This window comes from Lysinibacillus sp. HST-98, from assembly GCF_016757845.1.
Lineage (GTDB): Bacteria > Bacillota > Bacilli > Bacillales_A > Planococcaceae > Lysinibacillus > Lysinibacillus capsici.
In genome coordinates this window covers 223,544-237,435 of sequence record NZ_JAENHX010000006.1, presented here as the reverse complement: position 1 = coordinate 237,435, position 13,892 = coordinate 223,544, and the positions used below count along the sequence as shown (strand labels likewise).

General features: G+C 35.7%; 15 protein-coding genes. 11 read left to right on the top strand and 4 right to left on the bottom strand.

Features of this window, described 5'->3' with window-relative positions:
* Positions 1 to 139: 139 nt before the first annotated feature.
* The 7 genes from JIN86_RS15465 (at position 140) to JIN86_RS15435 (ending at position 6,544) form a co-directional block, all read left to right on the top strand.
* Positions 140 to 1,351 carry an MFS transporter gene (locus tag JIN86_RS15465; protein WP_202342338.1) on the top strand — a complete coding sequence of 404 codons (1,212 nt, stop codon included), beginning with the start codon at positions 140 to 142 and terminating at the stop codon, positions 1,349 to 1,351.
* A 163-nt stretch (positions 1,352 to 1,514) separates the two neighbouring features.
* Positions 1,515 to 1,751, top strand: a complete 237-nt coding sequence (tlp, locus tag JIN86_RS15460; protein ID WP_004225290.1) for a small acid-soluble spore protein Tlp — start codon at positions 1,515 to 1,517, stop codon at positions 1,749 to 1,751.
* 258 nt (positions 1,752 to 2,009) lie between these two features.
* On the top strand, positions 2,010 to 2,543 hold the full coding sequence (locus tag JIN86_RS15455) for an RNA polymerase sigma factor (RefSeq protein ID WP_202342337.1): 534 nt from the start codon (positions 2,010 to 2,012) through the stop codon (positions 2,541 to 2,543).
* A complete protein-coding gene (locus JIN86_RS15450) occupies positions 2,530 to 4,164 on the top strand; it encodes a DUF4179 domain-containing protein (RefSeq protein ID WP_202342336.1) in 1,635 nt (544 codons plus the stop codon). The genes JIN86_RS15455 and JIN86_RS15450 overlap by 14 nt, the downstream gene beginning before the upstream one ends.
* 145 nt (positions 4,165 to 4,309) lie before the next feature.
* Positions 4,310 to 4,591, top strand: coding sequence for a transporter suffix domain-containing protein (locus tag JIN86_RS15445; protein WP_103118974.1), 282 nt, complete (start codon positions 4,310 to 4,312; stop codon positions 4,589 to 4,591).
* Entirely contained in the window at positions 4,581 to 5,012 is a 432-nt protein-coding gene (locus JIN86_RS15440) for a MarR family winged helix-turn-helix transcriptional regulator (protein ID WP_202342335.1), read from the top strand. Before JIN86_RS15445 ends, JIN86_RS15440 begins: the two co-directional genes overlap by 11 nt.
* A 251-nt stretch (positions 5,013 to 5,263) precedes the next feature.
* Positions 5,264 to 6,544, top strand: a complete 1,281-nt coding sequence (locus JIN86_RS15435) for a histidine--tRNA ligase (protein ID WP_202342334.1) — start codon at positions 5,264 to 5,266, stop codon at positions 6,542 to 6,544.
* A gap of 63 nt (positions 6,545 to 6,607) precedes the next feature.
* Here JIN86_RS15435 and JIN86_RS15430 read toward each other — a convergent pair whose 3' ends face one another.
* The gene (locus JIN86_RS15430; RefSeq protein WP_202342333.1) at positions 6,608 to 8,227 is read right to left on the bottom strand and encodes a hypothetical protein; all 1,620 of its coding nucleotides are present in this window, start codon (positions 8,225 to 8,227) and stop codon (positions 6,608 to 6,610) included.
* Positions 8,224 to 9,006: an ABC transporter ATP-binding protein gene (locus tag JIN86_RS15425; protein WP_016992797.1), complete on the bottom strand. Its 783-nt coding sequence runs from the start codon at positions 9,004 to 9,006 to the stop codon at positions 8,224 to 8,226. Before JIN86_RS15425 ends, JIN86_RS15430 begins: the two co-directional genes overlap by 4 nt.
* A gap of 139 nt (positions 9,007 to 9,145) precedes the next feature.
* Between JIN86_RS15425 and JIN86_RS15420 the strand changes: the two genes are divergently transcribed.
* From JIN86_RS15420 to JIN86_RS23815, 3 genes are all read left to right on the top strand, one after another.
* Entirely contained in the window at positions 9,146 to 9,670 is a 525-nt protein-coding gene (locus tag JIN86_RS15420) for a sigma-70 family RNA polymerase sigma factor (RefSeq protein WP_004225272.1), read from the top strand.
* Positions 9,660 to 10,487 (top strand): hypothetical protein, encoded by an 828-nt coding sequence (locus tag JIN86_RS15415; RefSeq protein ID WP_004225271.1) that lies wholly within the window; start codon positions 9,660 to 9,662, stop codon positions 10,485 to 10,487. The genes JIN86_RS15420 and JIN86_RS15415 overlap by 11 nt, the downstream gene beginning before the upstream one ends.
* A gap of 104 nt (positions 10,488 to 10,591) precedes the next feature.
* A complete protein-coding gene (locus JIN86_RS23815) occupies positions 10,592 to 10,714 on the top strand; it encodes a hypothetical protein (RefSeq protein WP_255538329.1) in 123 nt (40 codons plus the stop codon).
* A gap of 167 nt (positions 10,715 to 10,881) precedes the next feature.
* Here the strand turns inward: JIN86_RS23815 and JIN86_RS15410 are convergent, their stop codons facing one another.
* On the bottom strand, positions 10,882 to 12,093 hold the full coding sequence (locus JIN86_RS15410) for a Zn-dependent hydrolase (protein ID WP_202342332.1): 1,212 nt from the start codon (positions 12,091 to 12,093) through the stop codon (positions 10,882 to 10,884).
* Between the two features lie 4 nt (positions 12,094 to 12,097).
* Positions 12,098 to 12,793 (bottom strand): L-2-amino-thiazoline-4-carboxylic acid hydrolase, encoded by a 696-nt coding sequence (locus JIN86_RS15405; protein ID WP_202342331.1) that lies wholly within the window; start codon positions 12,791 to 12,793, stop codon positions 12,098 to 12,100.
* A gap of 136 nt (positions 12,794 to 12,929) precedes the next feature.
* On the opposite strand from JIN86_RS15405, the gene JIN86_RS15400 reads away from it, so the two are divergent.
* Positions 12,930 to 13,811, top strand: coding sequence for a LysR family transcriptional regulator (locus JIN86_RS15400; RefSeq protein WP_202342330.1), 882 nt, complete (start codon positions 12,930 to 12,932; stop codon positions 13,809 to 13,811).
* Positions 13,812 to 13,892: the final 81 nt, after the last annotated feature.

Below are 13,892 nucleotides of genomic sequence, written 5' to 3'. Positions count from 1 at the left end.
GGCAACCCAAAGCGATGAACTTAGCTAAGGGTTGCTATTTTTAGTTGCACCGATATTCTTCAATAGATATGATTATCTAAAGAGATACTTTTATGTAAAAAAAGACCAATCATTCGTTTAGATAATAGAAAGGGGACTTATGAGCATTGCTAGGAAGTATTGGCTCATTCTATTTGGCTTTGGTTTCTCGTATTTAGGAAATTGGGTAAATCTAGTTGCCCTCAATTTATTAGTTTGGCATTTAACAGAGTCGCCTACTGCTATGGCGAGTATATTTATTGTAGGACCGATTGCTCGAATTTTAACAAGCTTTTTTGCAGGCTCCATTATTGATCGATCGAATAAACAAAAATTAATGATCTATAGTGATATTATTCGTGGCATATTGATTTTATTGTTACCTTTTACGTCCTCTATTTGGCTCATCTATTGCGTATTATTTTTATCTAATATAGCAAGTAGCTTTTTTGGACCAAGTAGTACCTATTATATTTCAAAATATATTCCAGACGAAGATAAACAATCCTTTAATGCAATATTAGGAATGTTTAGCTCAGGCTCATTTTTAATTGGGCCAGCATTGGCTGGGTTTATCATTGCCATTTCCGATGTATACGTAGCGTTTTGGTTTAATGCATTGACGTTCTTTATCTGCGCGCTCTCTATTTTTAAGCTTCCCGCAGTAGAAGATCATCAGGCCATGCACCGAAAACCTATTACTTGGAGGATGCTAAAAGAGGATTATGGTATTGTCTACGCTTATATTAAAAAAGAGCAAGTCTTTGCCAAAGTATTTCTTTATTTTCAAGGTGCATTGATGATTGCCTTTGCATTAGACTCACAGGAAGCTACATTTATTAAACAAAACCTACAAGCTTCAGATAGTCTATACGGTGTCATCGTTAGTATCGCTGGGATTGGGGCAATAATTGGTGGAGCAATGGCTGCTCGCTATGCTAAAAGGTTTTCAACAAGACAATATATTGTTTATGGTCTGCTTTTGACCACAATTTGCTATACATTGTTTTACTCTTCACCGAATGTGATAATGGCGATTGTTAGCTTTATAGCATTAGGAATATGTATGTCATTTTGTAATGCAGGCTACAGCACCTTTTATCAAATAAGTGTACCCACATCAATTATGGGCCGTTTTGGTAGTGTTTCCACAATGGTCATTAATGTGCTACAGATTGTCTTTACGTTAGCCTTAGGATTGCTAGCGGAATGGCTCTCCCTACAAATGGTCTGCATCGCCTTTGGAATCGTAGCAACTTTCATCTCTCTAGTTTTATATGTATTTATGCATTCAAAATCTGCCTATGAAGGTTTGAAGGAAGAGCTTGTCTAAAAGTCCTGTCAGGCTATTAAATGGCGAAACTTAATTGCTTCTAATGAAGGTAGAATTATTGGACAGATAGCGATTAAAGGATGTTATTTTAGTAAAAGTTAGCACTCATATAATGATAAAATCATTCCAAAATAACCTTATGTCACAATTTGAGGAGGTTAACATGGCTAATTTAAGACATCGAAAACCGGATGATCGATCCAATAATGTTGAACGCATTCGTGATATTGTTAAAAATACTGAAGAGAAAGTGCAGGAGGCAGAAATGAGTATGGAATTTGCAGATCCTCTAGAAAGTAACAGGCTAAAGGAAAAAAATAAGCGACGTAAACAGTCAATTGAAGCTTTAAAAGAGGAAATGAAAGATGAAATGACAGCAAGAAAAAAAGGCGAAATTTAAAATTAGTTTCTTGAAAAATCAAATGTGATTTATGATATTGCCTACACTTACCATTCCCCAGTTGGCAAAAACAGATGGATTAGATGTTCTATAATGGACTTCTATATTGCCATCTGTTTTTATTTTGCACATGTTAATTTGATTTTTTTACATAAACACTAAATTAAAAAAGTACGTATATGAATTTCTTAAAAAAATGAACCTTTTCTAGTAACCATTTGTTTATAACGTAGAACCATCAGAAAGGAGTGCCTTGAATTGACAGAACGTGAATTATTCGATTCATACAACAAAGATGTTTACCGTACCTGTTATTACATGCTACGGAACGCCCAAGATGCGGAAGATCTCTGCCATGACGTATTTGTCACCGTCTTTCGTCAGGATTGGAGAAGTGTAGAGCATACACGTGCTTGGATTTTACGAATTGCGATGAATCAATGTTTAAATTTGCTTAAAAGAAAGCAGGCTCAGTTAAAAAAAGTGAGCCAGGTACAGTTGCTACAGGAGCAAACTACGGCATCAGTTAAATCTGTAGACACCATTGTATTGGAGAAGGCCGCTGAGGAGGAATGGGAGACACTACTCAGACAGCTACCAGAAAAGTTAATGGCTGTTGTCACCCTACGCTACATTGGTGAGTTATCATTAGTGGAAATTGCGGAAACACTAAAGATTCCAGTGGGAACAGTGAAATCGAGACTCCATAAGGCATTGAAAATCATGCGCAAAAAACTAGAACAAAATCAAAATTTATGGTTGAAGGGAGAGAATCAATTTGGAACGCATTGAAAAGCAATGGAAAAAAGAGATGAACGCAGACCATAACATAAAGTATCCTGACTTTGAACAAATGTGGAACAGTATCCAGCAGGATGAACTAAAAATGGTAGATGAACCGATCGAAGTTCTACCTCGAAAAAGAAAGAGATTTGTTTTGGTTGCAGGATTAGCCGTCGCTCTAATGGCTACACCTGTCTACGCAGCACTGAATTATGATTGGTCAACTATTCTTTCTTATAGAGCTGGTATTCAGTCTGCATTAGATCAAGGCTTAGGGCAGACGATTGAACAATCTGTTACGAAGGATGGGTTTACGCTAACTGTACATACGGCGTTTATCGATGATAACAGAACCTTTCTTTTGTATAGTTTGAAACCTGATGCCTCTTGGGATGGAGAGGATATAGGTTTTGAACATACTAGGCTGAAAGATTCAAAGGGTAACTTTATTGAAGGGAATTATACACATTCTTGGAATGAGGAGCTTGGTACCTTTCAGGGTTATTTTGAAACGGATTGGGTTGCTGAAGGACAGATGACAGATGTGGAGCTTATGATGGAGAATATTCAATTCATCAGCGATAAGAAATATTCTATCGACTATAATCCTAATGACTTAACTACGCAAGTGTTTCCTATTCAAAAGGACGGAGTTGACACGGTGTCTATTCAATCTTTTGCACAAGATGAGGGTAAAATATTGCTTAAAACGGCAGTTACACTTACAGATTTAAAAGTCCGAAATACAGGGATATTCATTGAGGCGATTAATAATACGAATGATGCAATTGAAACAGGGAAAAGATCTTTCATGGGAAAACAGGGAGCAAAAGGAGAATATTTTAGCCAGCAACTATTCGAGTCTGAAGCCTTACAAGAAGAGGGAACTAAATTCCAAATTTCTTATAATCGCATACTAGAAACAAAAGAAAGTACTTGGAATATGGAACTAAATCTCTCTAAAAAACAACTGGAAAATACGTCATTTAAGAAAGTACTAGATATTCCAATTGACAATGTGCCTGGTGGAACTAAAATTCATGAAATGACGGTTACACCGACCCAAGTTCGATTGATTCTTACTCAAGAAAAATATGAAACTTTCCCTTATATGGATTATCAACTGGATGTAGGTGGAACTTTATTGACTGGGTATATTTCGGGTGAGGATGGAAATCCTAATGAAACAGAGCTACGCTTTGAAATAACTGGACTAAATGCAGCTTCTTTGGAAAATCAGCCTTTAACTTTCGTTGCTAAGAACCGTGTTGAAGGTTTATACGGAGACGACAATTCAATCCAATTAACGAACATATCAGCAAAGCCTCAAAGTGTAACATCTAATATAGCAGGGTACCCAATTTCATGGACTTATTATATGAAGGACAATAACCTCTATGTGGAATCATTAAGCCCTGATTCAGGGTTTGCTGGAGTCAATCAAACCTATTATTTAGAGGATAAAGAAAAAATCTATGGAACGCCTGAATTTATGGGCATTCTTGAAAATAACAAAAGAATGGATGTTTATGAGAATTTTGACAAGAAGGAGCTAGAAATTCTCATTTATAAATATTTAACTAACAAGCCAAATGATGAGCTACGTATACCCCTTACATTTGGAAAATAACTAAATTAGTAACCCCATCTATTTGACTCTTTACTATTCAAATAGATGGGATTTTTGTTATAAAGATTAAAGAGCTTTACATAAAAAGAAATGTATCATATAGTTTAGTTAATTTAAATAAATTAATTATTACAGGAGAAGATACATGACCTCTAACGAAAAAACACAAAAATCTTTTGCTTATAAGCTTGGATTAGGTATTATTATCTTTTCACTTTCTTTATGGTTAATCCCAATTATTACACCTTTCACACCGATACCTACAAAAGTAAAGGCAGGAATTATACCAGGAAGTATTATTTTGGCTGAAATCTTATTTTGGCTTGGTGCTTTACTTGTTGGAAAAGAAGTAGCCAACAAATTTAAAAGCTATCTAAATCCTAAAAAATGGCGAGAAAAAGGTGACACTCAAAAAAATGAAGAATAACCAGGTAGCGGAGCAAATAAATAAAAACATTGAATATATTTGGATCATGCTTGAGAAAATGGAAAGAGCTTATACTAATTTCTCCTTAAATAATCAGCAATATGTTCTTTTAACATTAGTGATGCGTCATCCATCCTGCACACCTTCAGAACTAGCATATAAAATGGCTATTACAAAAAGTGCAGTGAGTCAGCAATTAACCAAGCTTGAACAGGATGGCTATATAGTGAAAAGGCAGCATGAGGAGGATAAGCGTGCCTTTTCTGTTGAATTGGGTGAGAAGGGTCTATTATATAAACAGAAAGTTGATGCCTTTAATCAACAGATTACGAAAAAGTACCAGGCTAACTTAACAACTGAAGAGTTAGCTAAAATGTTAGCTACTCTAGAAAAAATGAAAAAAATACTGTATGAATTTTAGAAAAAGTTTGACATTTTATTGGGTGTGTCTTATAGTAACCCTTAATATAAAAGGGGGAATAAACATGGTCATTACTCTTGTCCAATCATTCACAATAAAACATCATCATCATCACTAGTCTTGCTATCTTTATTAACTTATTAATATTGAATAGGAAGACTATTTCTCATGTAATCGTATAAATAAAGCTGATTTGAAGCTTTATCGTTATACGGTTTTTTTATTGCTTTAAAAATGAGGAGGAAATGATGATGAAAAAAATGGACTACCAAAATGTTCGAGGAACACAAGATTACTTACCAGAGCAGGAGGCTACTCGTCGTGTGATACGACGTACGTTAGAAGATACATTTATAGCCTATGGCTGCAAGCCGTTAGAAACACCTATTCTTAACTATACAGAGCTGATGGCTTCTAAATATGGTGGTGGTGCTGAGATTTTACAGGAGATGTATACATTAACAGATCGAGGTGAGCGAGATTTAGCGTTACGCTATGATTTAACAATTCCATTTGCAAAAGTTGTAGCGATGAATCCAGCGATTGCTATGCCATTTAAACGATATGAGATTGGCAAAGTGTTTCGAGATGGCCCGATTAAGGCTGGTCGTTTTCGCGAATTTACACAATGTGATGTTGATATTGTTGGAATAGAATCACAGGCTGCTGAGGCGGAGCTAATGATGATGGCGATAGATGCCTTTGATCAGCTTAAATTGAAAATTAATCTCCAATTTAATAATCGCAAGCTTTTAGTCGGTTTGCTGCAATTATTTGAGGTTGAACAGGATCAAATGAATCGCGTCATTTTAACGTTAGATAAGATTGAAAAAATAGACGAGAAAACAATGCTCATAGAATTGAAGGCATTGGGGTTATCAGATAATAGTATTCATAAAATAAAACACTTTTTAGAGAAACGTCCTCAAATAAGTATGGCGTATTTTGAAGGATTCGCGACCGAGAATGTCTTTTTACAACAAGGTTTACAGGAATTAATGGAACTAACTTCTTATTTAGAGGCACTTGGAATAAGTGAGCAATGTATTTTCAATCCATTTTTAGCAAGAGGACTTGAAATTTACACAGGAACAATTTATGAAATTTTTTTAGCAGATGGAACAATCCGCTCAAGTATTGGTAGTGGGGGACGCTACGACAATGCGATTGGTGGCCTTTTAGAGACAAATCAAACCTATGCTACTGTTGGTATTTCATTTGGTTTAGATGTCATCTATACAGCATTAGAGCTATCGGGAAAAATAGAGCAAAACGCTCCTAGCGTGGATATTTATATAATTCCTCTGGGAACAGAAAAAGAGGCACTAAAGCTAGCAACTGCATTACGGCGAGAAAAATATAAGATAGAAGTTGAGCTAAGTGGGAAAAAAGTGAAAAAGGCGATGGAAAAAGCCAATCGTGAAAACACGCCGAAGGTTATTGTATTAGGGGATAACGAGGTCAATCAAAATATGTATAAAATAAAAGATATGAAAAGCGGTGAGGAAGAAATCGTTGCGTTTATCTTTTAAACACTATAGCATGGAAAAAACGGCTGATCCCACTCTATTATAGGATTTGAGCCGTTTTTTTGGTTATTTTTCCGATTTAAAAACCAGTTTCCATATCAAGATGTTGATGAAGAAAAGCACAATGAAATATATAGTAGCGCCGTATGTTATCTGAGCTATCAAATAGTGAAGCCCTACAAGTAAGCCTAAAGGAATCAATAATAAAAGAATCTTCCAGCCTTGTGCATCGTTAACTTCATCATAGGGTTTGGTAAAGGGTAATTTGTTTGTCATCATGACGAAACAAAGGATGGTATATAACCAGCTTGTTATCAAAACAACTAGTAAATCAGGGATAATTCGAATACCATAAATATAGCTAAAGACTATACTTAGTACTAAAAATAACGGAGTATACAATTTAATTAAAAATGCCTTTAAGCTACCTTTTTGTAAATCTGTATAATCTTTAAGCGGGAGCGTTTTATAAACCCATGCGGCCTTATATTTAGCAGAGTGACCAAGCATAAGGACAGCGGATGGTATAATCATCATACTAAAATAGATATTTAAATAGCTTATACTACTAGCATAATCGACTTCTTCCCCTCTGCTAAAAGTAAACATAAAAATAAAGGGAATAATAAATGAAAAACCTAAAGATGGGTAGACCTTTAGCTTAAACTCTCGCTCTTGCTTCATCATCAGAGTTGCGAAGCGATAGAAAGCTCGTTCCTCGTGTGTTCTACATACAATGGTTAATAAAAACGACTTTAGTCGATTATTCTTTTCCTTTTTAGATTTACTTGTACTTAGCAGTTTTTGGAGATTACGTTCAAAGGTTGGTATGAGTTTAATATAGATCCAAATTGAAATAATAGGTACAATCACTGCTAAGATGGTATAAATGGCTGTCAATAAGGATGTGTCACCATGCAGTATGAGTTCATAAGGCGCAGCAAACCACATCGGTATTAAGAAGAGGTTCCACCAATGAAACGACACTACCATATCTAAATTGACGAATTCAAAGGATCGAATAAGAACTTGATAGCCAATCATCAGCATTAGAGATAAAGCAATTTGTACATAATTAATCATATCCTTCAGCTTTTCACCATCGAAGAAGCGTAAAATGGCAATATATAAAATGGCTGTGATGGCAACTATAAATAAATTCATTAATAGAATTTCAAGACCTGTTAAAATAAAAAATACAATCCCTTGAGTAAAAAGGCTGACTATTAGAGGGATGGCTGTGAGGGCCAATGTTAAATAAGATAAATAAATAAAAATATGCATAAATTTTGCTGCATTAATTGTTTTAGCCGAAATAGGCTTAGTTGAAAGTATGCTTTTATCTCGTATATCTAAAAGCACAGAAGAAAAGTCAGAAATCAATGAAGTCATAATCAAAAAGATGATCATTGCAAAGGCAATACTCATCTGAAATAGAAAATTTTGACCAAATCCCATAAGCGGGATAAGTATAAGCCCGAATAACATATAAATCCATAGAGACTTAATGTAGCCGTACTTTTGATTGTCTTTCTTTTTGTTTTGATTAAATAGGGTAGGTACTTTCCGTTCATCCATCGTTAATTTTATATGGAGGATTTTTCTCATCATGCCATAATCAATGCCCATTTTTATAAAAAGCCATCGGAATTTATCAAGCAATCGTAGCGTTTTGAAATCTGTCATAATCGTCCTCCTCGAACGACGGACACAAATTTTTCTCCGATTTCCTGATGTTCATGAAATCCTGTTAACTGGTTAAAAATCCTTTCTAATGTTCCTTCGGTATTATCTGCTTGTAATTGGGCAAATGTTCCATCCGCTGCGATTTTTCCATCATACAGCAGAATGATACGGCTACTGATTTTTTCAACGACATCCATAATGTGGGATGAGTAAAATATAGTCTTTCCGTTCGCAGCTAGTTGCGTTAAGATTTCTTTAAAAATCATGACACTGTTTGCGTCTAGGCCATTGATTGGTTCATCTAAAAATAGCAGGTCTGGATTATGTATTAGGCTTGCAATAATTAGTAGTTTTTGACGCATGCCTTTAGAATAAGAGGAAATTCTAGAATGGTACGCTTCACCAACTCCAAACAGTTCCATTAGTGATTTGGATTTGTCAGCCGCCTCCTCTAGCTCTAATCCATATAGCTGGCCGATGAAGGTTAAATACTCATAGCCTGTTAAGTTATCATAAACATCAGCGATTTCAGGAACGTAACCAATTCGCCGTTTATAATCAATTTGATCTTGTCTTATGCTTTTCCCAAAGAGCTTAATTTCGCCACCATAATCACCTTCTAGCCCTAGAATAAGTTTTACAGTTGTACTTTTACCAGCGCCATTGGGGCCAATATAACCAATGATTTCACCTCTAGCTGCATGAAGGTCAATTCCTTTCAGGATTTCCTTGTTTCCATAACTCTTCGTTAAATTCGTAATTGTTAAAATCTCTTCCATTCTATAGCCCCTTTCAGTTATTTAGAAAAATTAACCATAATTACACTATATCATATTAAAAGAGAGGATATTCCTTTAGTTTAAATGAAACCAGTTCATTCCTAGCCTTGTCTAACGTTATAAGAGGGGAGGGATCGTCATGACACCTAATGAGAAAGAAAAATTGCTTTATGAAGTAATGAATCAGCATGGAGATTATTTAAAGCGATTAATTTATACATATGTAAAAGAACCACAAAAGACAGAGGATCTTGTACAAGAGGTTTTTATTAAATTTTATAAAAGCATCGATGTCTTTGAAGGACGTTCATCCGCTAAAACCTATTTATATCGAATAGCCGTAAATGAATGCAAAAATTATTTGAAAAGCTGGCATTATAAAAAAGTTGAAGTGACGGAGAAAATGAAAAACTGGCTAAAACGAGACTCCCTAGAACTGGATATTTTACAACAAGAGCAGAATCAGTCTATAGGGCAATTAGTCAATTCTTTACCCACTAAATATCGTGAAGTGATTTGGCTGCATTATTATGTTGAATTATCAATAGCAGAAATAGCTGAAGTGTTAAAATGCTCACCTAACACCGTAAAAACAAGGTTAGCCAGAGGACGAAAATTAGCAAAAATTACGATAGAGGAGGGTGATTTAGAATATGAATATTAAAAATGAACTTGAGAAATCTATACCTACATCTATTAAGCTATCCGAGAATGATAAAGCGAGTATTCAGGCTAAATTACACCAATCTCACAAACCTAAATATCAATGGAAGCCTTTAATGGTTTCAATATTTGCGGTTCTCCTAATTGGAATCAGTCTCATACCTACTATTCAAAATGTGGAGCAAAATATATCGCCAACGGATTCTTCCCTAGCTATTCCTGATGAGCAAGAGGATACAGTTGGAGAACCACTTCCACCGCTTACAGAAGAAATGAAAAAGCAGTACTATAAGCAATATGTAAAAATTATAGAAGAAGCGATGGAATTGAAATCAGGTTTAAACATTGCTGTTGGACCAATTGAAGACTTCGAAGATGAATATTGGATTTCACCTGAAGAATTTGAAAAGAACATTCAATCTTGGGTGAAACAACACTTAGCCACAGAACGAGAAAGAATTAATAATTACCTGATTACACCAGAACCTGTAATTACGAGTGAAGACGGTAGTACAACTAAAAAGACCTATATGTACTTCCCTGATATTTTAAGAACTGTGGAGGTAACAGGGGATTTTGAAACACAATATAATGCATCTCGCAAACGCCAAATGTTTTCTTCTGTTGAAAATGTTTCTACAAAACTAATAAAAACGCAATCAGGAACGTGGAAGCAAACCTCCTATAAAACAGCTTTAATTGACGACGGGCGAACATTTAGTATTCAAATAGAAGGGATTTTTGAATTAAATAACGCTCAATTTGAGAAGAGATTTACCATTGAATTTTACTGTGATGAAAACGGAAAAATCTATTAATATTACTTTAAAATTGAACAAGCTTCATTTTCCCTCTAATTTTTATTCTTTGCTGTCACAAAATGGTGATGAATTTAGTTATACAGATAGAGAGGAGGAAGCTTGTGACTATACCAACTAAATCCAATAAGAATATGGGCGCAGATATAAAAGCTATAGTAGAGAAAGTTCAAGCAGGGGATATCCAAGCTTATTTGCTCAAGCGGTCAATGAATATGAAACTTTGAAGGAACAGCTTACCTATCATTTCAAGGTGATCGTCTAACATATACCCTGAAAAAATAGCCTTTCATTTAAAAGATGATTACTCAAGATAAAAATGAAGGCTATGAAAAATATTAAAAAAGCCATTCTCAACAATATAGAGAATGGCTTTCTTCTATAATATAGTAGTCTATCTAGCAAGTTCCACAACAGTATCATAAAAAATATTAGTTGCTACAACAATATCCTCATCTGAACTGTATTCTAAGGGATTGTGACTAATACCATCCTTTGAGCGGACGAATAGCATCCCAATCGGTGCAATTTCAGCAATATTCATTGCATCATGCCCAGCACCACTTATGAGAGAATAAGGTCGTATACCTTGCTTTTCAATACTTGTAGTGAGTTGCTTTTGTAGCATGGCATCCGTTTTTGCTGGTTTAATACGCTGCAATACTTTTGAAGTCAATGTAACATGTCTTCGTTCAGCAATTTGTTGCAGCTGTTGCATAATTTCTTGTTCTAATGCACTTACTTTATTTTCGTCAATATCACGAAGATCAATCGAGAACGTGACTTTACCTGGTATAACGTTTGTCCCATTTGGAGAGACCGTTAGCTTACCAACCGTTGCAACGGAATCTGTTGTATTGTTTAATAGTTGCTCAATAGCTAAAATCATTTCGCTTGCTGCAGTTAGAGCATCCTGACGAATCGGCATAGGTGTAGCACCAGCATGTTCACTGACACCCGTTACGGTTACCTCTAGCCATAATGGGGCTGCAATACCTGTGACAACACCGACTGGTAGGTCTTCATTTTCTAACACTTTTCCTTGCTCGATATGCATCTCTAAATAAGCTTTAATATCATTACGCTGTACTTTTACTAAAGGATAAGGTGCTAAATCGAAATACTTCATGGCTTCTTCAATGGAAATGCCAGCTTCATCTGAGTGCTGTAACTGCTCCTCCGTTAAAAGACCAGCCATTGCACTACTGCCAAGGAGCCCGAAGCCAAATCTCGTTCCTTCCTCATCCTTAAAAGCGACAACTTGAATTTTTTTAGAGGGTAGCAACTGTTGCTCATGCATAGAATGTACCACTTCAATTGCTGCTAGCACCCCTAATGCTCCATCATATTTACCACCCTCTGGTACTGTATCGATGTGAGAACCCAGCATAATGGTTTCATTTCCTCCACCATATGTACCAATAAGGTTTCCAACTGCATCGATTGTGACATTCATACCTGCTTGTTCCATATAAGCTGTGACTAACTCAATGGCCTGCTTTTCTTCTGGTGTGAACGAGAAGCGGTTAATGCCACCTGTCTTTTCATTGCGACCAATTTGACTTAAGTCTTGAAGATGCTGTACGAGCCTAACTCCATTAATCATGACATCACTCTTTCATTTGGAATTGGAAGTGGCACTGTCCTTCACGTAAAACAAATTGATCATGTACCACCTCTAGGCTTTTATTGTACCCTTTAGCAATAGAAGGGTCGATGACTTTACAATACAAAATGCCGTATTTACCCATATCATCATCTGCCCATTGTTGACCTAATGGGCAATGAGTAAACGTTTGTTCAACCTCATTTTCTTTATAAACGGTTTCGATTTCAAACAAATCACTACGACCCATATCATAGTTAGTTAAATAATGCTCCACGGAATTTTCTAGGCCGTTTGAGCGAGCACGTTGAGCAATTCCTTGGCCTCGCTTAAGGCCAAAACGTTCTACTGCCCGCATAATCACTTGTTCACCAGCTTCTCCATATTCGTCTACAACTGGCTTGGCAATCTGTGCAAACATTTTGGAAAAACGGGCGAACGTTGTTAAATCCGCAAATTTCTCTTCACCCTCGACACTTGATGGTAAATATTCAAAGAAAGAATGATTTTCGCCTTCTGCTGTTGCCTTTTTAGCCATTGCTTCAGCATCCTTTAAACCAAACGCCTCTAGACCTTTTTTTACTAATCTCCGACCATGCTCTCCATACTGCTCTGTAATGGAGAGATGTAATTCTGTAAACATTTTTGCTGTAATTATGTCCATAGATAAAGCCTTCATCATTAATTTTTCCTCTGCCATTTTATGAGCCCCCTCATTAACAAATCATATTGATTTACTTGGATTTTATTTTTATTATAGAGGTGGCTAGTAATTTAAATCAAATGAATATTTACACAATCGAATATGAAAAAAAATCATAAAGGGGCAGAATAGCATGGCTACATTAGCGCAATATATTGCTTTCCACACACTTATCGATACAGGAAATTTTACAGAAACAGGCTTAAAGCTCAATCTCACACAGTCTGCCATCAGTCATACGATTAGTAATTTAGAGGCAGAATTAGGGCTTTCTCTAATTATTCGAAACCGCAATCATATTGTTTTAACGAGTGAGGGGAGAATTGTTTACGAACACATCTCAAAAATATTGCAGCAACACCAGCAGCTTGAAACCTCTGTAGCAAATTTAAAAAATCTCATTGGGGGGACGTTATCGGTTGGTATTCTACCAAGTGTTTCCTTGGTGTTATTACCAAAGGTTTTAGCGTATTTCGAACAGCATCATCCAGACCTACAAATACGTTTGATGGAGGGAGATTATGATCAAATCGAAGAATGGCTTCATAATGGCGTTGTCGATATCGGTTTTTTAGTGCAACCAAATTCTAAACATCTTGTATTCGATGCGATTTTTAATGATGAGCTTGTTTGCATTATGGCACAGGAGCATCCATTAGCGAAGGAAGAGATGCTCTCTCTAGAGCAATTGCAGGATGAACGCTGGATTATGCCTAAACGTACGATTGATCGAGATGTATCAAGGATTTTAGCTAAACATAAAATACATCCCAATGTAGTCTATGAATTATCAGTAGACCAAGTCATTTTGACAATGGTCAATGAAAATTTAGGCATTTCTGTTGTACCCAACTCCCTTTTACTACATGCACCAAGTAACCTGATTAGAAAAAAATTTTATCAAGCTTATATTAGACAGGTTGGAATTGCACATAAACACAGTATTCATCTTTCTCCAGGAGCTTTGAAGTTTGTAGAAATATCGAAATACTTTGCCTCCTTTTTACAAAATTAGTTATTGACAATTAAAAAAACCCGAACTATTATCTGATAAAACCAATTGGGATTGTTTAGATTAATCAGATGGAGGACTTTG